This is a genomic window from Geopseudomonas sagittaria (assembly GCF_900115715.1).
GTDB lineage: Bacteria > Pseudomonadota > Gammaproteobacteria > Pseudomonadales > Pseudomonadaceae > Geopseudomonas > Geopseudomonas sagittaria.
In genome coordinates this window covers 151067-175455 of the sequence record NZ_FOXM01000009.1, presented here as the reverse complement: position 1 = coordinate 175455, position 24389 = coordinate 151067, and the positions used below count along the sequence as shown (strand labels likewise).

Here is a 24389-nt window from a genome sequence, read left to right as displayed (position 1 = left end):
CTCAAGCCGGCCGAGCAGACCCCGCTGTCGATCACCGTGCTGATGGAAATCATCGGCGACCTGCTGCCCAAGGGCGTGCTCAACGTGGTGCAGGGCTTCGGTCGCGAGGCCGGCGAGGCGCTGGCCACCAGCAAGCGCATCGCCAAGATCGCCTTCACCGGTTCCACCCCGGTGGGCTCGCACATCCTCAAGTGCGCCGCCGAGAACATCATCCCGAGCACCGTCGAGCTGGGCGGCAAGTCGCCGAACATCTTCTTCGAAGACATCATGCAGGCCGAGCCGGCCTTCATCGAGAAGGCCGCCGAAGGCCTGGTGCTGGCGTTCTTCAACCAGGGCGAGGTGTGCACCTGCCCGTCGCGCGCGCTGGTCCAGGAGTCGATCTACGACGACTTCATGGCTGCGGTGATGAAGAAGATCGGCCAGATCAAGCGCGGCAACCCGCTGGACACCGCGACCATGGTCGGTGCGCAGGCGTCCGACCAGCAGTTCGAGAAGATCCTCTCCTACTTCGACGTGGCCCGCGCCGAAGGCGCCGAGATCCTCACCGGTGGCGGCGCGGAGAAGCTCGAGGGCAGCCTGTCCAGCGGCTACTACATCCAGCCGACCCTGCTCAAGGGCACCAACGACATGCGCGTGTTCCAGGAGGAAATCTTCGGCCCGGTGGTCAGCGTGACCACCTTCAAGGACGAAGCCGAGGCCCTGGCGATTGCCAACGACACCGAGTTCGGCCTCGGCGCCGGCGTGTGGACCCGCGACATCAACCGTGCCTACCGCATGGGCCGCGGCATCAAGGCCGGTCGCGTGTGGACCAACTGCTACCACCTGTACCCGGCGCACGCCGCCTTCGGTGGCTACAAGAAGTCCGGCGTCGGCCGCGAGACCCACAAGATGATGCTCGACCACTACCAGCAGACCAAGAACCTGCTGATCAGCTACGACGTCAATCCGCTGGGCTTCTTCTAAGTCTCTCCACCCCCGGCGCGCGCATCCCGGCGCGCCGGTCTGTCCTTGTCGATGCGCTCAGCGAGCGCGGCTGCCGCCGGTTACCCATGGCTTCCGGCAGTCCCTGTCGAACGCGGCCTCGGCCGCGTTTTTTTTCGTCCGCAGTTTGACCGGGCCGCACGCCGCGCAGCCCGGCGCTTGCCGCGCGCGGTGGTCGGCGTTCGGTCAGGGCTACCAAGGTCAGCCTAAACTCCTTCCAAAGTACCATTTGGCCCGCGCGCCAGCGGGTGCATAACTGTCTTGCCGGAATTCACCGGTTTCGACAACAAGAGGACTGCGCCATGTGGACCAAGCCCGCCTTCACTGATCTGCGTATTGGCTTCGAAGTGACGATGTACTTCGCCAACCGTTGATCCACATAGCCCCGGCCCGTCCGGGGCTTCCCGCTCGGGAACTGCCCATGCATATCCGTATCCTCGGTTCCGCCGCCGGCGGCGGTTTCCCGCAGTGGAACTGCAACTGCCGCAACTGCCGCGGCCTGCGCGAAGGCACCCTGCGTGCCAAGGCGCGTACCCAATCCTCCATCGCCCTGTCCGACGACGGGGTCAACTGGATCGTCTGCAACGCCTCGCCGGACATCCGCGCGCAGATCGAGGCCTTCCCGGCCCTGCAGCCGGCCCGCGCGCTGCGCGACACGGCGATCCGCGCGCTGATCCTGCTGGACAGCCAGATCGACCACACCACCGGCCTGCTCACCCTGCGCGAGGGCTGCCCGCACGAGGTGTGGTGCAGCGAGATGGTCCACCAGGACCTGACCACCGGCTTCCCGCTGTTCAACATGCTCAGCCACTGGCACGGCGGCCTGCGCTGGAATCCGATCGCCCTCGAGCAGAGCTTCACCGTCGCCGCCTGCCCGGCGCTGCGCTTCACGCCGATCCCGCTGCGCAGCGCGGCGCCGCCGTACTCGCCGCACCGCAACGACCCGCACCCGGGCGACAACCTCGGCCTGCTGGTCGAGGACGTCCGCAGCGGCGGCAAGCTGTTCTACGCCCCCGGCCTCGGCCAGGTGGACGGCGCGCTGCTGGAGTGGATGGACCGGGCCGACTGCCTGCTGGTCGACGGCACCCTGTGGCGCGACGACGAGATGATCCACGCCGGCGTCGGCGACAAGCTCGGCAGCGCCATGGGCCACCTGCCGCAGAGCGGCGCCGGCGGCATGCTCGAGGTGCTCGAGCGCCTGCCGCGGCCGCGCAAGGTGCTCATCCACATCAACAACACCAACCCGATCCTCGACGAGGACTCGGCCGAGCGCGCCGAGCTGGACGCGCGCGGTATCGAGGTCGCCTGGGATGGCATGAGCATCGAGCTGTAAACCCGAGCCGGCCGTCGCGATGTCTGGCGGCATCGATGGTGGGTTGCGCCGCGTTGCGGCTGACCCACCCTGCGCAAGGTGCCAGGCACCAGAACAACAACAACGCGCCGCAGCGACTGCGGCCACCGAGGAGCCGTGATGACCCAGACTGCCATGAGCCCCGCCGAGTTCGAGCAGGCGCTGCGCGCCAAGGGCGCCTACTACCACATTCACCACCCGTTCCACGTGGCCATGTACGAAGGCCGCGCGAGCCGCGAGCAGATCCAGGGCTGGGTGGCCAACCGCTTCTACTACCAGGTGTGCATCCCGGTGAAGGATGCGGCGATCATGGCCAACTGCCCGGACCGCGACACCCGCCGCGAGTGGATCCAGCGCATCATCGACCACGACGGCGCGCCGGGCGAGGAGGGCGGCATCGAGGCCTGGCTGCGTCTGGGCGAGTCGGTCGGTCTGGATCGTGCGCAACTGCTGTCCCAGGAGCTGGTGCTGCCCGGCGTGCGCTTCGCGGTGGACGCCTACGTCAACTTCGCCCGCCGCGCCAGCTGGCAGGAAGCGGCCAGCAGCTCGCTGACCGAGCTGTTCGCCCCGCACATCCACCAGTCGCGCCTGGACGCCTGGCCGGCGCACTACCCGTGGATCGATCCGACCGGTTACGACTACTTCCGCAAGCGCCTCAAGGAGGCGCGCCGCGACGTCGAGCACGGCCTGCGCATCACCCTCGCGCACTACACTACCTTCGAGGCCCAGCAGCGCATGCTGGAGATCCTGCAGTTCAAGCTCGACGTGCTGTGGAGCATGCTCGACGCCATGAGCATGGCCTACGAGCTTGAGCGCCCGCCGTACCACACCGTCACCGCCGAGCGGGTCTGGCACCGGGGGATCGCGCTGTGAGCGACGAAGTCCTGACCAAGATTCCGGCGCTGCGCCGCGGCTACCGCTTCCAGTGGGAGCCGGCGCAGAATTGCCATGTGCTGCTCTACCCCGAGGGCATGATCAAGCTCAACGACAGCGCCGGCGCGGTTCTCGCCGAAGTCGACGGCGCGCGCAGCGTGGGGGCGATCATCGCCGACCTGCAGGCGCGTTTCCCGGATGCCGAGGGCATCGCCGAGGACATTCTGGCTTTCCTGGAGGTGGCCCATGAGCGTTTCTGGATCGAGTTTCGCTAAGCCGGGGCACACGCCCGGCCCGCCGCTGTGGCTGCTCGCCGAGCTGACCTACCGCTGCCCGCTGCAGTGCCCGTACTGCTCCAACCCGCTGGACTTCGCCAAGCAGGGTGAGGAGCTGAGCACCGCGCAGTGGATCGAGGTGTTTCGCCAGGCCCGCGAGCTGGGCGCCGCCCAGCTCGGCTTCTCCGGTGGCGAGCCGCTGGTGCGCCAGGATCTCGCCGAGCTGATTGCCGCCGCGCGCGAGCTGGGCTACTACACCAACCTGATCACCTCCGGCATCGGCCTGACCGAGGCGAAGATCGCCAGCTTCCGCGAGGCCGGGCTGGACCATATCCAGATCAGCTTCCAGGCCGCCGACGAGGAGGTGAACAACCTGCTGGCCGGCTCGCCGAAGGCCTTCGCCCACAAGCTGGAAATGGCCCGCGCGGTGAAGAAGCACGGCTACCCGATGGTGCTCAACTTCGTCACCCACCGGCACAACATCGACAACATCGAGCGGATCATCGAGCTGTGCCTGGAGCTGGAGGCCGACTTCGTCGAGCTGGCCACCTGCCAGTTCTACGGCTGGGCCGAGCTGAACCGCGCCGGGCTGTTGCCGACCAAGGCGCAGCTGGAGCGCGCCGAGCGCATCACCAACGAGTGGCGCGACAAGCTCGCCGCGCAGAAGCATCCGTGCAAGCTGATCTTCGTCACCCCCGACTACTACGAGGAGCGGCCCAAGGCGTGCATGAACGGCTGGGGGAACCTGTTCCTCGACATCACCCCGGACGGCACCGCGCTGCCGTGCCACAGCGCGCGCCAGCTGCCGGTGCAGTTCCCCAACGTGCGCGAGCACAGCCTCGAGCACATCTGGTTCGAGTCGTTCGGCTTCAACCGCTTTCGCGGCGACGACTGGATGCCCGAGCCGTGCCGCTCCTGCGACGAGAAGGACCGCGACTTCGGCGGCTGCCGCTGCCAGGCGTTCATGCTCACCGGCGACGCCAGCAATGCCGACCCGGTGTGCAGCAAGTCGGCGCACCACGGCCTGATCCTCGACGCCCGCCGCGAGGCGGAGGAGGCGCCGTGGAGCCTGGAGCAGCTCACCGCGCGCAACGAGCGGGCGTCGAAGATCATCTGCAAGGGTTAGGGGCGCGATGGCGGAGCTTCCCTGCGGCAGCTGGCCCAGCACCTGGTCGGCGGCGGATGCCGCCGCGGCCAGCCGCGACTTCGCCGAGCTGCGCGCCGGACTGGGCGGCCTGCTGTGGCTGGCCTTCGACCCGGCCGAGGCGGGTTGCAGCCTGTGGCTGTGGCGCGCCGGGGTGGCGCAGCGCCTGACCCCTCCGGGGCTGTCCGTGCGCAGCCGGGTCTACGAATACGGCGGCGGCGCCTTTTGCGTGGCGGGCGACGGCGTGGCGCTGGTCGACGAGGCGGACCAGCAGGTCTACCGGCTGGCGGTCGGTGGCGACGGCATGGCCGGCCCGCTGCATGCCCTGACCGCCAATCCCAACTGCCGTTACGGCGACCTGCACTTCGCACCGGTCCGGCAGGCCGTGCTGGCGGTGGAGGAAAGTCGCGAGGCCGAGACGGTGGTGCACCGGCTAGTCAGCCTGGCGCTGGCGGACGGTCGGCGCCGGGTGCTGGTCGAGGGCGCCGACTTCTACGCCGCGCCGCGGCTGTCCGCCGACGGGCGCAGCCTGGCGTGGGTCGAGTGGGACCGCCCCGAGCTGCCGTGGACGTCCACCCGGCTGTGCCGGGCCGCGGTGCATGCCGATGGCTCGCTCGGCGCCAGCGAGGTCCTCGCCGGTGCCAGCGGCAACGAATCCCTGCAGCAACCCTGTTTCGCCGCCGACGGTCGGCTGTGGTGCCTCAGCGACCGTGGCGGCTGGTGGCAGCCGTGGAGCGAGCAGGGCGGCCAATTGCACCTGTCGACTGATACCTGTGGGAGGCGCGCCCTCGCGGTGACACGGGCCGCAGGGCCGTCAGGGGTTCAAGAGCATCGCCCCGGGGGCGGGCCTCCTACAAGAGCTGCCCAGCCCGCATGTCGGGCGGACAATGGCGGCGGATGCTGGAGCGAGCCGCAGCCCATGGCCTGCGCCGACCACGCTCCCGCCCCCTGGCAACTGGGCACCGTCAGCTACCTGCCGCTGGCGGCGGAAGGTTTGCTGCTGAGCCGGCTGGAGGAGGGCTGGGGCCTGCTGATCGAGCGCGACGGCACCGGGCGCGAGCGGCGCCTGGCCGCCGAGTTCAGCCGCTTCCGCCAGCTGGCGGCGGACCAGCACTATTTCTACTGCATCGCCGGCGCGCCGCAGCGGCTGCCGGCGGTGCTGGCCATCGCCCGCGACTCGGCGGCGGTGCGCATCCTCGCCGGCGGCGAGCAGCCGCTGGGCGTGGGCGAGCTGTCGTGTCCCGAGCCGCTGAGTTTCGCCAGCGGCGCGGGCGAGCAGGCCCACGCCTTCTTCTATCCGCCGCGCAACGCCGCCTGCCGGCCACTGGCCGGCGAAACGCCGCCGCTGGTGGTGTTCCTGCACGGCGGGCCGACCTCGGCCTGCTATCCGTTATTCGATCCGCGCATCCAGTTCTGGACCCAGCGCGGCTTCGCCGTGGCCGACCTCAATTACCGCGGCTCCAGCGGTTTCGGCCGCGCCTTCCGCCTGCGCCTCAAGGGGGCGTGGGGCGATATCGAGGTGGACGACGCCTGCGCGCTGCTCCGTCGTCTCGGCGAGCTGGGCCTGGTGGATGCCAGGCGTGCCTTCATCCGCGGTGCCAGCGCCGGCGGCTACACGGCGCTGTGCGCACTGGCCTTCCACGAGGTGTTCCGCGGCGGCGCCAGCCTGTACGGAGTCAGCGACCCCTTGAGCCTGCGCCGCGCCACCCACAAGTTCGAGGGCGACTACCTGGACTGGCTGATCGGCGACCCCGAGCGCGATGCCGCACGCTACCGGGCGCGCACGCCGCTGCTGCACGCCGAGCGCATCGCGGCGCCGCTGATCTTCTTCCAGGGCGGCCTGGATGCGGTGGTGGTGCCGCAGCAGACCGAGGCGATGGTCGCCGCCCTGCGCGCGCGGGGGGTGGCGGTGGAGTACCGCCGCTATGCCGGGGAGCGCCACGGCTTCCGCCAGGCCGCCAACCTGGCCGATGCGCTCGAGCGCGAGTGGCGGTTCTACCAGCGCTGGCTCGCTTAGCGCCGGGCTGGCCTGGCGGGCGGAGGCCGCTACCGTAGAGCGGCTGTGCCACCTTGGGTGGATTGCAAAGACCGACTAATCCAGTAGGCTGTCGCCCTGTAACACTTCATAACAACAAAGATGCCGTCAGGTTCCCGCATGTCTGCCATCAGTCCGCTTCGCAAGTTCGTCAGCCCGGAAATCATCTTCGGTGCCGGCTCCCGTCACTCGGTCGGCAACTACGCCGCGACCTTCGGTGCGCGGCGGGTACTGGTGGTCTCCGATCCCGGCGTGCAGGCGGCCGGCTGGGTCGGCGACGTGCTGGCCAGCCTGGATCGCCAGGGCATCGCCCACGTGCTGTACACCGCGGTGTCGCCCAACCCGCGGGTGGAGGAGGTGATGGCCGGCGCCGAGCTGTATCGCGCCAGCGCCTGCGACGTGATCGTCGCGGTCGGCGGCGGCAGTCCGATGGACTGCGCCAAGGGCATCGGCATCGTCGCCGCCCACGGGCGCTGCATCCTCGAGTTCGAGGGCGTCGACACCATCCGCGTGCCCAGCCCGCCGCTGATCCTCATCCCCACCACCGCCGGCACCTCGGCCGACGTGTCGCAGTTCGTGATCATCTCCAACCAGACCGAGCGGATGAAGTTCTCCATCGTCAGCAAGGCGGTGGTGCCGGACGTGTCGCTGATCGACCCGGAAACCACGGTGAGCATGGATCCGTTCCTCTCCGCCTGCACCGGCATCGACGCCCTGGTGCACGCCATCGAGGCGTTCGTCTCCACCGGCAGCGGGCCGCTCACCGACCCCCACGCGCTGGAGGCGATGCGCCTGATCAATGGCAACCTGGTGCAGATGATCGCCAATCCGCAGGACATCGCTCTGCGCGAGAAGATCATGCTCGGCAGCATGCAGGCCGGGCTGGCGTTCTCCAACGCGATTCTCGGCGCGGTGCACGCCATGAGCCACAGCCTCGGCGGCTACCTCGACCTGCCGCACGGGCTGTGCAACGCGGCGCTGGTCGAGCACGTGGTGGCGTTCAACTTCGACGCCGCGCCGGAGCGCTTTCGCATCGTCGCCGAGACCTTCGGCATCGACTGCCGCGGTCTGCCGTCGGCGCAGGTGCGCAGCCGCCTGGTCGAGCACCTGGTCGCCTTCAAGCGCGCGGTCGGCTTCGAGGAGACCCTCAAGCTGCACGGCGTGGGCAGTTCGGACATTCCCTTCCTGTCGCAGCACGCGATGCAGGACCCGTGCATCCTGACCAATCCGCGACAGTCGACCCAGCGCGACGTCGAGGTGGTGTATGGCGAAGCTCTCTGACGGTCGCCCCGACGTTGCCGACCTGCTCGGCCTGGGCAGCCACTCGGCGCGCAAGAGCTACTACCCGGAACTGTCGGCACGTCTCGAGGAGCTGGAGCGTGAGCGCAACCGCTACAAGTGGCTGTTCGAACATGCGGTGCACGGCATCTTCCAGGGTCGTTTGAACCACGGCATCCTCGCCGCCAACCCGGCGCTGGCGCACATGCTCGGCTACGAGGATCCGCAGCAGGTGCTGTGGTCGCAGACCGATCTGGCCGAACAGCTGTTCGTCGGCGGTGCCGCCGAGCTGGCACGGATCAACGCCGTGCTGAGCCAGGGCCACGGCCTGTACGGTTACGAGACGCGCCTGCGCCGCCGCGACGGCAGCTGCATCGACGTGCTGATGAACCTGCTGCTCAAGCCCGACGAGGAGGGCCTGGTCGAGGGCTTCGTCGCCGACATTACCGAACGCAAGCAGGCCCAGCTGCGCCAGCAGCAGCTCAACATCGAGCTGGAGCAGCGTGTCGCCGCGCGCACCGCCGAGCTGCTCGAGGCCAACCGTCACCTGCAGCAGGAGATCCGCCAGCGCGAGCGCATCCAATGCGAGCTACGCGAGGCGCGCGACGCCGCCGAGGCGGCCAACCAGAGCAAGGACAAGTACCTGGCGGCGGCCAGCCACGACCTGCTGCAGCCGCTCAACGCGGCGCGCCTGCTGATCGCCACCCTGCGCGAGCGCCGCCTGCCGGCCAGCGAGGCCAACCTGGTGGAGCGCACCCACCAGGCCCTGGAGGGCGCCGAGGACCTGCTCGCCGACCTGCTCGACATCGCCCGCCTGGACAGCCGGGCGATCCGCCCGGACCTGGCGGTGTATCGCCTCGACGAGCTGCTGGCGCCGCTGGCCTCGGAGTTCCAGTCGGTGGCCGAGGCCGCCGGCCTCGAGCTGCGCGTGCGCATTCCGCGCCTGGCGGTGAACACCGATTTCCGCCTGCTCACCCGCGTCCTGCGCAACTTCCTCAGCAACGCCTGCCGCTACACCGGCCAGGGCCGTGTGCTGCTCGGCTGCCGCCGGCGCGGCGGGCGCCTGCTGGTCGAGGTGTGGGACACCGGCCGCGGCATTGCCGTGGACAAGCTCGAGGAAATCTTCCTCGAGTTCAACCAGCTGGACGCCGGTCGCGCCGCCGAGCGCAAGGGCGTCGGTCTGGGTCTGGCCATCGTCGAGCGCATCGCGCGCATGCTCGATTACCGCATCCAGGTGCGCTCGCAGCCGGGGCGCGGCTCGGTGTTCAGCATCGAGGTGCCGCTGGCCGACTACGTGGCGCCGGAGCCGGTCGCGCGTCCGCGCGAGACGCCGGGCAATCCGCTGCCGGGGCGACGGGTGCTGGTGGTCGACAACGAGCCGGACATCCAGCAGAGCATGCAGGCGCTGCTGGCCCAGTGGGGCTGCGAGGTGCGCGTGGCCAGTGGCCTGGAGGAGGCGCGCGAGCAGCTGGCCGACTGGCCGGCGGAGCTGCTGCTGGTGGACTATCACCTCGATCAGGGCGCCAACGGCTGCGATCTGATCCATGCCCTGCGCGGCGAGGCGGCCGGACCGCTGCCGGCGGTGATGATCACCGCCGAGCGCAGCGAACAGTGCCGCCGCCAGTTGCACGAGCAGGGCATTCCGCTGCTCAACAAACCGGTTCGGCCGGGCAAGCTGCGCGCGGTGCTCAGCCAGTTCCTTGTCTGAACTGAGACCTGTGTCACCTTTGCTGCAGGCTGGCGCGACAAAAGTCGTATGGCTCGATTAAATCCCCGCGCGCGGGACCGCTGTCATGGGGGCGCGGTCCGCCTATAACTATAAGGGGTACGGGCAATGTTGAAACGGATGCTGTTGGCTGTGAGCCTCGGCCTGGGGGCCGGTCTGGCGCAGGCGCAAGAGGTCGTGAAGGTGTACGGCTGGGAAGGCCGCCTGGCGCCCAGCGTGATCCAGGCGTTCGAGAAACAGAGCGGGATCAAGGTGGAGTACACCACCTACGCCTCGGCCGAGGGGGTACTCAACGAGGTCGGTTTCGGCGCCAGCTACGACGTGGTATTTCCTGCGCATTTCCACCTGCCGGCGCTGATCGACGCGCAGCGCCTGCAATCGCTGGATCCGGCCAAGCTGCCCAGCCTGAAGGAGATCGATCCCGACCTGCTGGCCATGCTCGTCGGCTTCGACGGCAAGACCCGTCATGCCGTGCCCTACCTGTGGGGCACCGTCGGCCTGGCGCTGAACGTGTCCAAGGTGGTCGATACCCTGGGCGAGATGCCCGAGGATACCTGGGGCCTGTTGTTCGATGCGAAGAACAGCGAGCGTCTGGCCCAGTGCGGCATCGGCATGCTCGATGCGCGTGAGGAAACCCTGTCGCTGCTGCTCAACTACAAGGGCCGCGCGCTGGGTCGCAGCGGCCCGCGGCAGATCCAGCAGGCCGGCGCCGAGCTGGCGGCACTGCGTGGCAAGGCGGCCAGCTTCGGCAACAGCTCCTACATCGAGCAGCTGGCCAGCGGCAAGCTGTGCATGACCATGGCCTGGAGCGGGCATGTGCTGAAGGCGGCCGACGCCGGTGCGCCGCTGCGCTTCGTCATGCCGCGCGAGGGCGCGCTGATGTTCATCGACACCATGGCCATTCCGCGCAACGCCAGCAACGTCGCCGCGGCGTACCGCTTCATCGACTACCTGGCCAGTGCCGAGGTGAATACCCGCAACGCCCTCGACACCCTGTTCTATCCGGTCACCCGTGCCGACTCGCCGGCGATGACCAAGCTGGCCAGCGAGCGCCTGGAGCTGGTGGTCACCGGCGACCAGCGGCGCAGCTTTTACTACCTCGAGGCGCTGAGCGCCAAGCAGAAGGTGGCGGTGGATGCCTCCTGGGCGCAGGTCAAGCCCTAAGCGGCGCACCAGCCTTACCCCGCCGCGTACTTCAGTTTGTGCGCGGCGGGAACTGCCGGTGCAGGCGCTCGAGCAGGGCGTCCTTGTCGGCCCACAGGCGGTTGACCCACTGCTGGAACTGCAGGCGGTGGGCCGGATCCTGGTCGTAGCTGCGGCCGACGAACTCCGGCGGGATCGCCTGCTCCTCGAAACACACCGCCACCCGGCGCAGCCTGCCGCAGAGTAGATCGCGAAAGCGCGGGCGGCCGTCGGGGTAGTGGATGGTCACGTTGACCAGTCCCTGCAGTTGCTCGCCCATGGCGTCGATGGCCAGGGCGATGCCGCCGGCGCGCGGCTTGAGCAGGTGACGGTAGGGCGACTGCTGCGCCGCGTGCTTGGCTTCGGTGAAGCGCGTCCCTTCGAGAAAGTTGAACAGCGCCAGCGGAATGCCGGACAGGCGCGCACAGGCGCGGCGGGTGGCCTGGCGGTCGGCGTCGCGCTTTTCCGGATGGCGCGCCAGGTAGGCCTTGGAGTGGCGCTGCATGAACGGGAAGTCCAGCGCCCAGCAGCACAGACCGAACAGCGGAATCCAGATCAGCTCCTTCTTCAGGAAGAAGCGCAGCAGCGGCAGGCGCCGATTGAGGTGGTACTGCAGGACGAAGATGTCCACCCAGCTCTGATGGTTGCTGATCACCAGGCAGGAGCGGTGCCCCTGCAGTCGCTCGAGGCCCTCGACATGCCAGTCGATCTCCTGCACCAGGCGGATCCAGGCGTTGTTGCCGGCGGCCCAGGCCTCGGCGATGTGGCCCATCAGGCGCCGGCACAGCGCCCGGCTGGCGGCAAACGGCAGCAGCAGCTTGAGCAGGGCCAGGGCGAACAGCGGCCAGCACCAGAACAGGGTGTTGAGCACCAGCAACAGGCCGGCAATGAGGCCGCGCAGCGGCGCGGGCAGGTGTCGGAGCATCGTCGAATTCCGGGCAAGCGGCGCCGTCCCGCGGCTGCAGGGGCGCGCTGCGGATGATAGCCCAGCCGCGACAGGGCTGTCCGATCGCCGCCGTTGGCGGATCTTGCCCGACAATCATCGCGCGCCTGGCGTTGGCCGGTCCATCCGTCCCGCGGCGGGTCGCTTTCGGCTCGAGAGCGACGTAAAATCGCCTTCCATACTCAAATTCGCAAAGGTTTCCCAGCATGCAGATCGCGGCCAACAAGGCGGTTTCCATTGACTACACCCTGACCAACGAAAACGGTGAGGTCATCGACAGCTCCGCCGGCGGCGCACCGCTGGTCTACCTGCATGGTGCTGGCAACATCATCGTCGGTCTGGAAAAGGCCCTCGAAGGCAAGCAGGCCGGTGATGAGCTGGAAGTGACCATCGAGCCGCAGGAAGCCTACGGCGACTACAGCGTCGAGCTGGTGGCCGTGCTGAACCGCGCCATGTTCGAAGGCGTCGACGAGCTGGAAGTCGGCATGCAGTTCCATGCCTCCGCTCCGGACGGCGGCATGCAGATCGTCACCATCCGCGATCTGGAAGGCGACGACGTCACCGTCGACGGCAACCACCCGCTGGCCGGCCAGCGCCTGAACTTCAAGGTCAAGGTCATCGACGTGCGTGACGCGGCTGCCGAAGAAATCGCCCACGGTCACGTGCACGGCGAAGGCGGTCATCACCACTGAGTCCGGCGAGCAGATGCCTGCTGGCTCTGCTGCTAAGCTGTCATTCAGGAAGGCGCTGTTGCAGACCGCGATAGCGCCTTTTTAATGCTACCGAGATCGGCATGGAGCGATGTGATGAGCGTCTTTCACGATCTGACCCTCAAGGCCCTGGATGGTGAGGAGCTGCCGCTGGCCCCGTTCAAGGGCAAGGTGGTGCTGGTGGTCAACGTCGCCTCGAAGTGCGGCCTGACTCCGCAGTACGCCGGGCTGGAGCACCTGTACCAGCAGTACCGCGAGCGCGGCTTCAGCGTGCTGGGGTTGCCGTGCAACCAGTTCGCCGGGCAGGAGCCGGGCAGCGAGGCGGACATCCGCGCGTTCTGCAGCCTCAACTACGGCGTCAGCTTCCCGCTGAGCGCCAAGCTCGAGGTCAACGGCCCCGATCGCCATCCGCTGTACCTGCTGCTGGCCGGCGAGGGCGCGGAATTCCCCGGCGACATCACCTGGAACTTCGAGAAGTTCCTGGTCGGCCCCGATGGCCGCGTGCTCGAGCGTTTCTCGCCGCGCATCACCCCCGAGGATCCGTTGCTGATCCAGGCGATCGAGAAGGCCCTCGCGGCGCTGGCGTAAGCCCGGCGCCCGCGGCACATGCTTCAACGCGTCGGCTGGGTGAGCAGCGCGGCGCCGTCCTCGCGTACCCAGAACACCGTCGCCCCGGCCACAGCGGCCGGCATCAGCAGGATGTTCAGCCCCGGCACCAGCAGCGCGGCGTAGGTCGCAGTGCCGAAGCCCAGGCTCTGCCAGCGCTTGGCGCGCAGCCAGGCGAGCATCTCGTCCCAGCCCAGCTTGTGGTTGTCGGCCGGGTAGTCGATGTACTGCACCGCCATCATCCACACGCCGAACAGCAGCCACAGCGGCGCGGCGATCAGGTTCAGCCCCGGAATCAGCGACAGCACCAGCAGCCCCAGCGCGCGTGGCAGGAAGTAGGCGAGCTTGCGCAGTTCGCGGGCCAGGGTGCGCGGGATCATCGCCAGCAGCTCGCCCCAGCTGAACGGCGGCGAGGTGTCCTCACCGCGCACCACCGCCTCGACCTTCTCGGCGAGGAAGCCGTTGAACGGCGCGGCGATCAGGTTGGCGAGCAGGGTGAAGCTGAAGAACAGGATCAGCAGCACCAGCACCACGAACAGTGGCCACAGCAGGTATTCGAGAAAGCTCAGCCAGGTGGGCAGGCCGGGCATCAGGCTGGCGACCCAGCCCTCGAACTCGCGCACGGCGAGCACGATCAGGCCGACGAACAGCAGCAGGTTGATGGTCAGCGGCAGCAGGACGAACAGGCGCAGGCCGGGGCGCAGGATCAGTTTCAGGCCGGCACCGAGATAGCCGGGGCCGGAGAGGGCTTGGGTGGGCATGGGTAACTCCAGAGGGAACACGCGGCCAACTTAGCACGGGGCGTGTCCTAGGGTGGGTCAGGCCGCAGGCCGTAACCCACCAGCGGGACTCGCGATGCCTGGCGGCATCGTTGGTGGGTTACGCCGCCTTGCGGCTAACCCACCCTACCCGAAGCGGCTCAGGCCTTGCGCTTGAGCGGCAGCGCGGCGAAGCGCACGCCGGCCAGGCCGGAGACCTGCAGGGCGCGGATGTTGGCGTGGTCGCTGCCCTCGGGGGTGGCCAGCACGCTGCGGTAGTGCTCGCCGAAGCCGAGCAGGGTTTCCTCGTCGCTGAGGCCTTCGAGCAGGGCCAGGCCGAGCAGCTTGCAGGAGCCCTCGTTCTGCCCGGCGGCGCTCTCCACGCCGCCGTTGACGAAGGGCTGCGGCTGGTAGTCGTAGTGGGCGGCGATGAACACCAGGGTGTCGGCGAAGGGATGCTCGGCGCGGCGCAGAGCGGCGCGGAAGTCGGTCAGTGCGGTCATTTCTTGCTCGCTTGGTCGAAGGCGGCCAGTTGCTCGGGCGTGGCCTCTTTTTGGTGTTGGGCTTTCCACTCGGCGTAGGGCATGCCGTAGATAGCGTCGCGCGCGTCTTCGGCGGACAGTTGGATGCCGCGCTCGTCGGCGGCGGCCTTGTACCACTTGCCCAGGCAGTTGCGGCAGAAGCCGGCCAGGTTCATCAGCTCGATGTTCTGCACGTCGCTGCGCTCGCCGAGGTGCTGGAGCAGACGGCGAAAGGCGGCGGCCTCCAGTTCGAGGCGCTGCTGTGCGGTGATGACTACGGGTTCGCTCATGGCTGCTCTCGCGGCGATCGGTGGACGGAGGAGCGATGATAAAAGCCGCGGCCGCGCCGGACAATGCCGGGGCGGCCGCAAGCGTTGCAGGAGCGGAGGTGCTCAGCGATGCCCGGCGAGGGTGATCGACACCGACTCGGCAAAGCGCAGGGCATGCAGCTTGTCGACCTCGACCTCGGCGTAGCGCACCGCCGGGTTGGCCATCACCAGGTCGAGGATTTCCTGGGTCAGCCGTTCGAGCAGGGCGAAGCGGTTTTCCTCGACATGCTGGATCACCGCCTTGGTGATGGTGCGGTAGTTCAGCGCCTGATCGATGTCGTTGCCCTGCACCGCGTCCTGCGCCGGGTAGAGGATGGTCAGGTTGATCAGCACGTCCTGCTTGTTGAGGATTTCCTCCTCCTTGATGCCGATGTAGGTGCGCAGGCGCAGGTCCTTGACGCGGATGCGCGCCATGCCGGGCTCGAGTCGTGGCATTTAGCGGCTCCGTCCGATCAGCTGGAGGAATTCCTGGCGGGTGTTGGTCGACTGGCGGAAGGCGCCGAGCATCACCGAGGAGGACATCACCGAGTTCTGCTTTTCCACGCCGCGCATCATCATGCACATGTGCTGTGCCTCGATCACCACGGCCACGCCGGCGGCGTTGGTCACCTGCTGGACGGCCTCGGCGATCTGCCGGGTGAGGTTTTCCTGGATCTGCAGGCGGCGGGCAAACATGTCGACGATGCGCGCCACCTTGGACAGGCCGAGCACCTTGCCGGTGGGGATGTAGGCGACGTGGGCCTTGCCGATGAACGGCAGCAGGTGGTGCTCGCACAGCGAGTACAGCTCGATGTCGCGGACGATCACCATCTCGTCGTTGTCGGAGGCGAACAGCGCGCCGTTGACGATCTCGTCCAGCGACTGCTCGTAGCCGCGGCACAGGTACTGCATGGCCTTGGCCGCCCGCTTGGGGGTGTCCTGCAGGCCTTCGCGCTCGGGGTCCTCGCCGATGCCCTTGAGAATTTCGCGGTAATGCTGGGTGATTTGCGACAGTTGATCGCTCATGTTCGATTCCTCGTGGCGGCCGCTTGGGGGCTCACTGTAGCGGGCTCACTTCAGGTGGCGGCCGCCGTTGACGCACAGGCTGGTGCCGGTGACGTAGGGGTTGTCCAGAAGATAGCGCAGACTCTGGTAGATGACCTCCGGTCCCGGCTCGATGCCGAGGGCCGACTTGGCCAGGGTTTTCTCGCGGTACGTCGCGTCGTCGTGTGCGTGGAACATCACCAGCGCCGGGGCGATGGCGTTGACCTTGATCCGCGGGGCGAACTGCGCGGCGAACGACAGGGTCAGGTTTTCCAGGCCGGCCTTGCTCGCGCAGTAGGCGACGTGGTTGGCGCTGCCGCGGCGGGCGACGTCGTCGGTGATGTGCACGATGTCGGCCGGCGTCGAGCGCTCGAGCAATTCGCGGCAGTGCAGGTTGATCAGGTAGGGCGCCAGCATGTGCACGTTGACCATGCGCGTGAAGGCCTCGGCCTCGTGGCCGGGCTCCTCGCGCAGCCAGTCCGAGGCGTTGTGCACGATGGCGCGCAGCTGCTCGGTGTGCTGCTGGAGTTCGGCGATGAAGGCGAGGATGCCGGCTTCGCTGGAGAAGTCGGCCGGCAGGGTCAGCGCGCCGCGCTGGCGCAGCTCGTCGAGCGCCGGCCGCTCCGTGCGGTAGCTGACGATCAGCGGCTGGCCGGCGTCGAGCAGCCGCCGCGCGCAGTGCAGGCCGACCCGCTGGCTGGCGCCGGTGATCAGGATGGGGGCGGCTGACTGACTCATGAAGGCCTCGTGGCAAAAGGGGGTTCAGCGGCACTGCCGCCGGGTACCTGACAAGTGCGGGACGGTGCACCGACTGAACCAGGGGCAAAGTTATATCAGTATTCGATCTTGTACAACCATGCGGGTCGTGTGGGTAGGCGGTTTTTGTCGAGTGCCTGGCTGTCATAGGCCGCTAGGGCGCCTGTTTCCACGGCTGCACGGGCGTTTGGGTGTGTCATTTTATTGTACTAGATTTTGTGTTTTGTACATGTTTTGGCAGCTTTCCGGCCGTGGCGCTGCTGGCGGGGTTCAATCCCTGTCGGCGTTGCCGGTTCGGTCCGGCAGCTCGCAGGTTGCGGTACGGCAGCGCGCCGCCCCGTCCGGATGGGGCAGCCAGTGCAGGAAGGGGCGCAGGCGGCAGAACAGTCGATAGCCGAGTTCCAGCAGCGGCCGCAGGAGCGGCCAGCGCAAGGGCGCCGCCCAGCGACCGAGGCCGGCGGCGCACCAGCTCCAGAAGGTGGCGTCGAGGCCGCTCACCCACTGGCCATCGGCGAAGCGCGCATGCAGGCGTTGCTGCAGCTGGCTGCGGCTGAAGCCGAGTGAGGCGGGATCGAAGTCGGCGGCGTCGATATCCACCAGTTGCAGGCGCTGTGGCGACGCGCGCCGGCGCAGGGCGCGGATCTCGCGGGCGCACAGCGGACAGCTGCCGTCGTAGTAGAGCGTCAGTGGCCAGGCAGTGGGGTGGTGCATGGCGAGCGTCCTGTGCATGTACATGTATTGTACAATTTAAGCCGGCAATGGCCTGGGTTACAATCGCCACTCACATCCGCCGTGCGGTGCCTATGCCATGCCCGAATTCTCCGTCGCCTCCGCCAGCGTTCCCGCCGTGCCCCGCGAGGAAGAGCTGTATCCGATCCGTGAGGTGTCGCGCCTGACCGGCGTCAACCCGGTCACCCTGCGGGCCTGGGAGCGGCGCTACGGGCTGATCCAGCCGACCCGTACCGACAGCGGTCATCGCCTGTATTCGCTGGCCGATATCGACGCGGTGCGCAGCATCCTGGCCTGGATCGAGCGTGGCGTGGCGGTCAGCAAGGTCGGCAAGATCCTCGCCCGCAGCAACACGGCCAAGGCGCCCAGCGCGCCGGCCTACGACGACGTGGCGGTCGGCGAGTGGGGCGAGTGGCAGGCGCAGCTGCGCCGCGCCGTGGCGGCCTTCGACGAAGTGGGCCTGGAGCGCCTGTACGGCCAGGTGTTCTCCAGCTATCCGCTGGCGGTGGTGTTCCAGGACGTGCTGCTGCCGGTGTGGCAGGAGCTGCTGCTGCGTCAGGACGGTTTCGGCCAGACCAGCGAGTGGTTGTTTCTCGATACCTTCCTGCGCGGCCGTGCCCTGCAGCGCCTGCAGCTGAGTCGCGGGCAGAGCGAGGAGCGCGTGCTGCTGGCCGCGCTGCCCGGCCATGGCCACGAGCTGGAGCTGCTGGTGACCGGTCTGCTGCTGGCCGGCAGCGATCTGGCGGTGAGCCTGCTCGGCATTGGCCAGCCGTTCGACGAGCTGCCGCTGGTGTGCGAGAAGATCCAGCCGCAGGCGCTGGTGCTGTTCTCCAATCGTCCGCCGGAAACCGAGCTGCCGCGCCAGCTCGGTCGCCTGGTGCTGGCGCTGGACTGCCCGCTGGCGCTGGCCGGCGAGGTGGCCGAGTTGGCCGAGGAGTCCCTGCAGGGCACGCCGATCGCCTGCCTGGGCAGCGAGGGGCGGCTGATGCCGCGGCGTCTGCGCCAGTTCCTCGCCGGTCATCTGGATACCTGACGGTCGCCTTCCGCCGGCCCGGCTGCCCGGGTCGATGGCCCATGATTCCATGTGCGACAGCCGTCGCCCGGGCATACCCCGGGCGACGCCGCGGGCTGTCGATGAAAAAATACTGTGCGCGCTGTACAGGAATGCTTGCCGTGCACGGCATTTTGTTATACAAAAGCTATACAGAAATGCGCGCCGTACAGTCCACCCCCTGAAAGCCTGTACGCCGCACTCTGCCTGCGCACTCCGGCAGCCGCCGCGAACCCTTTGGCTGCCGGAGTTTTTTATTTCCGGATCGCGCAACGGCTGGCCGCGACCCCGCGCCGGCGCCAGCACGCGGGCGGCAGGCGGCGGACTGACAGTAGCCCGGCGGGCTCAGGCCTTGCCGGCGCGCAGGGCTTCCAGCTCGGCCTTCACGGCGGCCAGCTCGGCTTCCAGCTCGCGCACGCGCTGCTCGGCCTCGACCTGTTCGGTGACGTCCTTCTGGATGCCGATGTAGTAGGTCAGCTGGTCGGCCTCGTTGAGCACCGGGGTGATCGACAGCTCGTTCCAGAACGGCGAGCCATCCTTGCGGTAGTTGCGGATCACCTGGCGGCACGGGCGATGCTCGTGCACCGCCTGGCGGATGGCCTCCAGGCCGGGCTGGGCGCGGTCGCCGGCCTGCAGGAAGCGGCAATCCTGATAGAGGATGTCGTCGACGGCATAGCCGGTCAGGCGCTCGAAGGCGCGGTTGGCGTAGATGAGGATGTTGTCGTCGCCTTCCTGTTCGGCCACCACGATGCCGTCGTTGGAGGCGTCGATTACCAGTTGCAGCAGCTTGGCGTTGATCATCGGGACTGTCCTGTAGGTGATGGCGGCATTCTAATCCATCCCCATCGGCTTGCCATGCCGTCGCAGCGACGCTGCATTGGCGCATAATGGCGGCTTTCCATTTTTGCCCGGGAGCCACCATGCTCGAAGTCGCCATTCTTTCCGGTTCTGCCTTCGGCGCCGCCGAAGAGGTGGCCCGCCATGCCGAAGCGCAGCTGCGCGCTGCCGGCCTGGACGCGCGCCATCTGCCCGACATCGGCCTCGACGCGCTGCTGGCGCTGGACCCGCAGGCGCTGCTGGTGGTGACCTCGACCACCGGCATGGGCGAGGTGCCGGATGACCTGCAGGCGCTGCTCGACGAGATCGACGGCTGGCAGCCCGACTGGCGTGGCCGGCCGCTGGCGGTGATCGGCCTGGGCGACTCCGACTACGGCGAGAACTTCTGTGCCGCCGCCCTGCAGGCCCATGCGCAACTGCTCAAACTGGGCATGCGCGATGTGCAGTCGCAACTGCAACTGGATGCCAGCGAGACGGTGACCCCGGCCGAGGACGCCGAGCCGTGGCTGGCGCGCCTGGCGGCCAACCTGCGCTGAGAGCCTGATCGCCGGGCAGCGGGGCGAGCGCTGCCTATACTGAGACGAAAGAAGCGTCGCGCGGGGGTTCGTCCTCCCGCGCAGGAGCGCAGCGCAGGCGGCTGTGTCGAGGCGGACGGGGGTGTCCGTCGCGGCGGCAGGGCCAGGCGCGATCCTGCCGACGACGCCGGACTCATCGACCAGTCAGGAGTTCGTCTCATGTTCGCCACCATGGAAGCCGCGCGCGTCGAGGAGCTGCATCTGGCCAGCGACCCGCAAACGGGGCTGCGCGCGATCATCGCCATTCACAACACCAATCTCGGCCCGGCGCTCGGCGGCTGCCGCTATCTGGCCTACGCCGACGAACAGAGCGCGGCGCGCGACGCCGTGCGCCTGGCCCGCGGCATGAGCTACAAGGCCGCGCTGGCCGGCCTGGCCCTGGGCGGCGGCAAGGCGGTGATCATCAGCCCGCCGCAGCTGGCCAGCCGCGAGGCGCTGTTCGAGGCGTTCGGCCGCTTCGTCGACAAGCTCGGCGGGCGCTACATCACCGCGGTGGACAGCGGCACCTCCAGCGCCGACATGGACTGCATCGCCCGCCACACCCGCCACGTCACCAGCACCACCACCGGTGGCGACCCGTCGCCGCACACCGCTCTGGGCGTGCTCGCCGGCATCCGCGCCACCGCCGCGGCGCGCCTGGGCAGCGCCGATCTCAAGGGCCTGCGCATCGCCGTGCAGGGCCTCGGCCATGTCGGCTACGCACTGGCCGAGCATCTGGCGGCGGCCGGCGCCGAGCTGCTGGTCAGCGATATCGACGAGGCGCGCCTGCAGCGGGCGGTCGAGCGGCTCGGTGCGCAGCCGGTGTCCAGCGAGGTGCTGCTCGGCATGCCCTGCGACATCCTCGCGCCCTGCGGCCTGGGCGGGGCGATCAACCCGCAGACGGTCGGCCAGCTGCGCTGCGCGGCCGTCGCCGGTGCGGCCAACAACCAACTCGACAGCCCGGAGATGGGCGACCAGTTGGCGGCGCGCGGGATCCTCTACGCGCCGGACTACGTGATCAACTCCGGCGGCCTGATCTTCGTCGCCCTGCAACATCAGGGGCGAAGTCCGGCCGAGATTGCCGCCCACCTTTCCCGGATCGGCGCGCGGCTGACGGAAATCTATGCCGAGGCGCAGGCCGAGCAGCGCTCGCCGGCCCGGGTGGCCGACATGCTCGCCGAACGCCTGATCTACGGTTCCTGAGTCGCTGCGCCGCCGAGCCGCGGCCGCCAACGCACCGCCAGGTGCCAGGGAGGATGCCATGCCCCACAACCGAATCGAGCTGCCCTTGACCCGCTACCTCGACGCCGAGGGCCGACCGCTCGGCCCGCTGCCCGACTGGACGGAAGACGGCGCGCGGCTGGTCGGGCTGTACCGCGCCATGCTGCGCACCCGTCTGTTCGACCAGAAGGTGATCGCCCTGCAGCGCACCGGGCGCATCGGCACCTACGCCTCCAGCCTCGGCCAGGAAGCCATCGGCACCGCCATCGGTACCCTGCTGCGCGACGACGACGTGCTGCTGCCGTACTACCGCGATACCGCCAGCCAGCTGCTGCGCGGGGTGAGCATGAGCGAGATGCTGCTGTACTGGGGCGGCGACGAACGCGGCAGCGCCTATGCGGGCCCGGTGGCGCGCGGCGATTTCCCACTGTGCGTGCCGATCGCCACCCAGGCGCTGCATGCCTGCGGGGTAGCCAGCGCGTTCAAGATCCGCGGCGAGCACCGCGTGGCGCTGACCACCTGCGGCGATGGCGCCACCAGCAAGGGCGATTTTCTCGAGGCGCTCAATGTCGCCGGCGCCTGGCAGCTGCCGGTGGTGTTCGTGGTCAACAACAACCAGTGGGCGATCTCGGTGCCGCGGCGCATCCAGTGCGGTGCGCCGACCCTGGCGCAGAAGGCCATCGGCGCCGGGTTCGCCGGCGAGCAGGTGGATGGCAACGACGTGATCGCGGTGGTCGAACGTCTGCGCCACGCCATCGACCAGGCCCGCCACGGCAAGGGGCCGACGCTGCTGGAGTGCATCACCTACCGGCTGTGCGACCACACCACCGCCGACGATGCCACCCGCTATCGCAGCGCCGAGGAGGTCAACCAGGCCTGGCACGAGGAGCCGGTCAAGCGCTTGCAGAACTTCCTGGTGGCGCGCGGGCTGTGGGACGAGACGCAGGAGCAGGCGCTGGTGGCCGCCTGCCAGGCCGAACTGCAGCAGGCCATCGAGCGCTATGAGGCGCTGGCGGCGCAGGACCCGCTGTCGGTGTTCGAGTACGTCTATGCCAGCTGGCCGCCGGCCTTGGCCGAGCAGCGCGAGCAGTTCGCCGAGCGCATCGCCCGCCGCACGCAAGGAGCCGACCATGAGTGAGAAAAAGTACACCCTGCTGGAGGCGGTCAACCTGGCCCTGCACCGCGCGATGGCCGAGGACGACAACGTGGTGGTGCTCGGCGAGGACATCGGCGTCAACGGCGGCGTATTCCGCGCCACCCTCGGCCTGCGCGAGGCGTTCGGCTTCAAGCGGGTGATCGATACGCCGCTGGCCGAGAACATGATCGCCGGCCTGAGCATCGGCATGGCCGCCCAGGGCCTCAAGCCGGTGATGGAAATCCAGTTCCTCGGCTTCATCTACTCGGCCATGGAGCAGCTGGTGTCGCACGCCGGCCGCCTGCGCAACCGCACCCGCGGCCGGCTGAGCTGCCCGCTGGTGCTGCGCTCGCCGATGGGCGCCGGCATCCGCGCGCCCGAACACCACAGCGAGGCCACCGAGGCGCTGTTCGCCCACATTCCCGGCCTGCGCGTGGTCATCCCCTCGTCGCCGGCGCGCGCCTACGGCCTGCTGCTGGCGGCCATCGACGATCCCGATCCGGTGATCTTCCTCGAGCCGACCCGCCTGTACCGGATGAACCCGCAGCCGCTGCTCGACGACGGCCGCCGCCTGCCGCTGGACAGCTGCTTCACCCTGCGCGAGGGCAGCGACCTCACCTTGGTCAGCTGGGGCGCCAGTGTGCACGAGACGCTGCAGGCCGCCAGTGCGCTGGCCGAGCGCGGGGTCAGCGCCGAGGTGATCGACGTCGCCTGCATCAAGCCGCTGGATCTCGACACCCTGGAAGCCTCGGTGCGCAAGACCGGGCGCTGCGTGATCGTCCACGAGGCGCCGAAGAGCGGCGGAGTGGGTGCGGAGATCGCCGCCAGCCTGTACGAGCGCGCGCTGCTCGACCTGCACGCGCCGATCCAGCGGGTCGCCGCGCCGGACATCCCGCCGCCGCTGTACCGCCTGGAGCAGTACTACCTGCCGGACGTCGGCGACATCCTCGCCGCCTGCGACGCGGTGCTGGAGTACGCCTGAAGGTGATGCCGAGCGGCTTCTGTGGGAGGCGCGACCTCGCGGCGATGCGGGCCAGCGGTCCGCCAGGCGCAAAGAGCATCGCCCCGAGGTCGGGCCTCCCACACGGATTGCAGGTGCGCAGGGCGCACCGCAGAGGAGAACAACCATGAAACACTTCAAGCTGCCCGACCTCGGCGAAGGCCTGCAGGAGGCGGAAATCGTCGAGTGGCACGTCAAGGCCGGCGACAGCGTCAAGGCCGACCAGCTGCTGGTCTCGGTGGAAACCGCCAAGGCCATCGTCGACATTCCGGCGCCCTACGACGGCGTGGTGCTGAAGACCTACGGCGCCGAGGGCGACATCCTCCACGTCGGCGAGCCGCTGCTGGCCTACGAGGGCGAGGGCGAGGACACCGGCACAGTGGTCGGCAAGCTGGAGGCCGGCGAGGGCGGGGCGGGCGACAGCTTCTTCGTCGGCGCGGCGCCGTCGACCCGCGAGCACCTGGCGCCGCGCGCCACCCCGGCGGTGCGCCAGCTGGCGCGTCAGCTCGGCGTGGAGCTGGCCGGCCTGAGCGGCTCGGGTGGCGACGGCCTGATCACCCGCGCCGATGTCGAGGCGGCCGCCGAAAGCGTGCGTACCAGCTTCGGCGGCGAGCGCCTGCGTGGCGTGCGCCGCAGCATGGCGCTGAACATGGCCCGCGCCCACGCCGAGGTGGTGCCGGTGATGCTGGCCGAGGACGCCGACCTCAGCCGCTGGCCGACGGCGCGCGATCCGCTGGTGCGCCTGGCCCAGGCCATCGCCGCGGCCTGCCGCGCCGAGCCGGGACTCAACGTCTGGTTCGATGGCAAGGCCATGGCCGTCCGCCAGCATGATCACCTCGACCTCGGTATTGCCGTGGATACTCCGGACGGCCTGTTCGTGCCGGTGCTGCACAACGTCGGCGGGCGCAGCGCCGAGGACCTGCGCGAAGGCATGCGGCGCATGCGCGAGGCGGTCAAGGCGCGCTCGATCCCGCCCAAGGACATGATGGGCGCGACCCTCACGCTGTCCAACTTCGGCACCCTGTTCGGCCGCTACGCCAGCCCGGTGGTGGTGCCGCCGCAGGTGGCGATCATCGGCGCCGGCAAGATCCGCGACGAGCCGGTGGCGGTCGACGGCAGGGTGGAGGTGCATCCGATCATGCCGCTGTCGCTGACCTTCGATCACCGCGTGGTCACCGGCGGCGAGGCGGCGCGCTTCTTCAAGGTGCTGGTGGAGGCGCTGGAGCAGCCGGAGGGCTGAACCGGGCGGCGCAGGGGGCATGAACTCGCAGCCTGGGTGCCACAGCCGGGCGTCAGGCCAGCATAGTGATATTGCGGAACAGGTCGGCTGGCGGCGCTGGCGCGGCGGTGTAACATCGCAGCAATGACTTA

The 24389-nt window shown here is 68.9% G+C and carries 27 protein-coding genes; 18 read left to right on the top strand and 9 right to left on the bottom strand.

The window, feature by feature from the left end:
* From BM297_RS12865 to BM297_RS12820, 10 genes are all read left to right on the top strand, one after another.
* Nucleotides 1-963 (top strand): aldehyde dehydrogenase family protein (locus BM297_RS12865; RefSeq protein ID WP_139231055.1); only part of this gene is annotated, 963 nt, incomplete at its 5' end.
* 320 nt (nucleotides 964-1283) lie between these two features.
* Complete coding sequence (pqqA, locus tag BM297_RS12860) at nucleotides 1284-1355, top strand: pyrroloquinoline quinone precursor peptide PqqA (RefSeq protein WP_003253598.1); 72 nt, start codon at nucleotides 1284-1286, stop codon at nucleotides 1353-1355.
* A 47-nt stretch (nucleotides 1356-1402) separates the two neighbouring features.
* A complete protein-coding gene (gene pqqB / locus BM297_RS12855; protein ID WP_092432124.1) occupies nucleotides 1403-2314 on the top strand; it encodes a pyrroloquinoline quinone biosynthesis protein PqqB in 912 nt (303 codons plus the stop codon).
* A gap of 138 nt (nucleotides 2315-2452) precedes the next feature.
* A complete protein-coding gene (gene pqqC / locus BM297_RS12850) occupies nucleotides 2453-3205 on the top strand; it encodes a pyrroloquinoline-quinone synthase PqqC (protein WP_092432122.1) in 753 nt (250 codons plus the stop codon).
* A complete protein-coding gene (gene pqqD, locus BM297_RS12845; RefSeq protein WP_092432120.1) occupies nucleotides 3202-3480 on the top strand; it encodes a pyrroloquinoline quinone biosynthesis peptide chaperone PqqD in 279 nt (92 codons plus the stop codon). Before pqqC ends, pqqD begins: the two co-directional genes overlap by 4 nt.
* A complete protein-coding gene (gene pqqE, locus BM297_RS12840) occupies nucleotides 3452-4606 on the top strand; it encodes a pyrroloquinoline quinone biosynthesis protein PqqE (RefSeq protein ID WP_092432118.1) in 1155 nt (384 codons plus the stop codon). The genes pqqD and pqqE overlap by 29 nt, the downstream gene beginning before the upstream one ends.
* Nucleotides 4607-4613: 7 nt before the next feature.
* Nucleotides 4614-6641, top strand: a complete 2028-nt coding sequence (locus BM297_RS12835; RefSeq protein ID WP_092432116.1) for an alpha/beta hydrolase family protein — start codon at nucleotides 4614-4616, stop codon at nucleotides 6639-6641.
* 138 nt (nucleotides 6642-6779) lie between these two features.
* A complete protein-coding gene (ercA, locus tag BM297_RS12830; protein ID WP_092432114.1) occupies nucleotides 6780-7940 on the top strand; it encodes an alcohol dehydrogenase-like regulatory protein ErcA in 1161 nt (386 codons plus the stop codon).
* On the top strand, nucleotides 7924-9645 hold the full coding sequence (locus BM297_RS12825; protein ID WP_092432112.1) for a PAS domain-containing hybrid sensor histidine kinase/response regulator: 1722 nt from the start codon (nucleotides 7924-7926) through the stop codon (nucleotides 9643-9645). The genes ercA and BM297_RS12825 overlap by 17 nt, the downstream gene beginning before the upstream one ends.
* Before the next feature lie 126 nt (nucleotides 9646-9771).
* Nucleotides 9772-10827, top strand: a complete 1056-nt coding sequence (locus BM297_RS12820) for an extracellular solute-binding protein (protein WP_092432110.1) — start codon at nucleotides 9772-9774, stop codon at nucleotides 10825-10827.
* Nucleotides 10828-10858: 31 nt separating this feature from the next.
* On the opposite strand, the gene BM297_RS12815 is transcribed toward BM297_RS12820, so the two are convergent.
* Nucleotides 10859-11770, bottom strand: a complete 912-nt coding sequence (locus BM297_RS12815) for an acyltransferase (protein ID WP_092432108.1) — start codon at nucleotides 11768-11770, stop codon at nucleotides 10859-10861.
* Nucleotides 11771-11994: 224 nt separating this feature from the next.
* Here BM297_RS12815 and BM297_RS12810 point away from each other — a divergent pair, with 224 nt between their 5' ends.
* Together BM297_RS12810 and BM297_RS12805 are read left to right on the top strand one after the other, a co-directional pair.
* Nucleotides 11995-12480: an FKBP-type peptidyl-prolyl cis-trans isomerase gene (locus BM297_RS12810; protein WP_092432106.1), complete on the top strand. Its 486-nt coding sequence runs from the start codon at nucleotides 11995-11997 to the stop codon at nucleotides 12478-12480.
* Between the two features lie 114 nt (nucleotides 12481-12594).
* The gene (locus BM297_RS12805) at nucleotides 12595-13086 is read left to right on the top strand and encodes a glutathione peroxidase (RefSeq protein ID WP_092432103.1); all 492 of its coding nucleotides are present in this window, start codon (nucleotides 12595-12597) and stop codon (nucleotides 13084-13086) included.
* Nucleotides 13087-13109: 23 nt separating this feature from the next.
* Here BM297_RS12805 and cysZ read toward each other — a convergent pair whose 3' ends face one another.
* From cysZ to BM297_RS12770, 7 genes are all read right to left on the bottom strand, one after another.
* The gene (gene cysZ / locus BM297_RS12800; protein ID WP_092432099.1) at nucleotides 13110-13865 is read right to left on the bottom strand and encodes a sulfate transporter CysZ; all 756 of its coding nucleotides are present in this window, start codon (nucleotides 13863-13865) and stop codon (nucleotides 13110-13112) included.
* Between the two features lie 158 nt (nucleotides 13866-14023).
* Nucleotides 14024-14365, bottom strand: coding sequence for a HopJ type III effector protein (locus BM297_RS12795; RefSeq protein WP_092432096.1), 342 nt, complete (start codon nucleotides 14363-14365; stop codon nucleotides 14024-14026).
* On the bottom strand, nucleotides 14362-14655 hold the full coding sequence (locus BM297_RS12790; protein ID WP_175526649.1) for a DUF1244 domain-containing protein: 294 nt from the start codon (nucleotides 14653-14655) through the stop codon (nucleotides 14362-14364). Before BM297_RS12790 ends, BM297_RS12795 begins: the two co-directional genes overlap by 4 nt.
* Nucleotides 14656-14775: 120 nt before the next feature.
* Nucleotides 14776-15147: a dihydroneopterin triphosphate 2'-epimerase gene (folX, locus tag BM297_RS12785; protein WP_092432092.1), complete on the bottom strand. Its 372-nt coding sequence runs from the start codon at nucleotides 15145-15147 to the stop codon at nucleotides 14776-14778.
* A complete protein-coding gene (folE, locus tag BM297_RS12780) occupies nucleotides 15148-15717 on the bottom strand; it encodes a GTP cyclohydrolase I FolE (RefSeq protein WP_092432090.1) in 570 nt (189 codons plus the stop codon).
* 45 nt (nucleotides 15718-15762) lie between these two features.
* The gene (gene folM, locus BM297_RS12775) at nucleotides 15763-16473 is read right to left on the bottom strand and encodes a dihydromonapterin reductase (RefSeq protein ID WP_092432088.1); all 711 of its coding nucleotides are present in this window, start codon (nucleotides 16471-16473) and stop codon (nucleotides 15763-15765) included.
* 288 nt (nucleotides 16474-16761) lie between these two features.
* On the bottom strand, nucleotides 16762-17202 hold the full coding sequence (locus tag BM297_RS12770; protein WP_092432086.1) for a thiol-disulfide oxidoreductase DCC family protein: 441 nt from the start codon (nucleotides 17200-17202) through the stop codon (nucleotides 16762-16764).
* Between the two features lie 97 nt (nucleotides 17203-17299).
* Between BM297_RS12770 and BM297_RS12765 the strand changes: the two genes are divergently transcribed.
* Entirely contained in the window at nucleotides 17300-18253 is a 954-nt protein-coding gene (locus tag BM297_RS12765; RefSeq protein WP_092432084.1) for a MerR family transcriptional regulator, read from the top strand.
* 363 nt (nucleotides 18254-18616) lie between these two features.
* On the opposite strand, the gene BM297_RS12760 is transcribed toward BM297_RS12765, so the two are convergent.
* Nucleotides 18617-19072 carry a PAS domain-containing protein gene (locus BM297_RS12760; RefSeq protein ID WP_092432082.1) on the bottom strand — a complete coding sequence of 152 codons (456 nt, stop codon included), beginning with the start codon at nucleotides 19070-19072 and terminating at the stop codon, nucleotides 18617-18619.
* Nucleotides 19073-19191: 119 nt separating this feature from the next.
* Here BM297_RS12760 and BM297_RS12755 point away from each other — a divergent pair, with 119 nt between their 5' ends.
* From BM297_RS12755 to BM297_RS12735, 5 genes are all read left to right on the top strand, one after another.
* Entirely contained in the window at nucleotides 19192-19644 is a 453-nt protein-coding gene (locus tag BM297_RS12755) for a flavodoxin domain-containing protein (RefSeq protein WP_092432081.1), read from the top strand.
* A gap of 198 nt (nucleotides 19645-19842) precedes the next feature.
* Complete coding sequence (locus BM297_RS12750; RefSeq protein WP_092432079.1) at nucleotides 19843-20865, top strand: Glu/Leu/Phe/Val dehydrogenase family protein; 1023 nt, start codon at nucleotides 19843-19845, stop codon at nucleotides 20863-20865.
* A gap of 58 nt (nucleotides 20866-20923) precedes the next feature.
* Nucleotides 20924-22021 (top strand): pyruvate dehydrogenase (acetyl-transferring) E1 component subunit alpha, encoded by a 1098-nt coding sequence (gene pdhA, locus BM297_RS12745; protein WP_092432077.1) that lies wholly within the window; start codon nucleotides 20924-20926, stop codon nucleotides 22019-22021.
* A complete protein-coding gene (locus tag BM297_RS12740; protein ID WP_092432075.1) occupies nucleotides 22014-23000 on the top strand; it encodes an alpha-ketoacid dehydrogenase subunit beta in 987 nt (328 codons plus the stop codon). Before pdhA ends, BM297_RS12740 begins: the two co-directional genes overlap by 8 nt.
* Before the next feature lie 145 nt (nucleotides 23001-23145).
* Nucleotides 23146-24258, top strand: coding sequence for a dihydrolipoamide acetyltransferase family protein (locus tag BM297_RS12735; protein WP_092432072.1), 1113 nt, complete (start codon nucleotides 23146-23148; stop codon nucleotides 24256-24258).
* Nucleotides 24259-24389 lie beyond the last annotated feature (131 nt).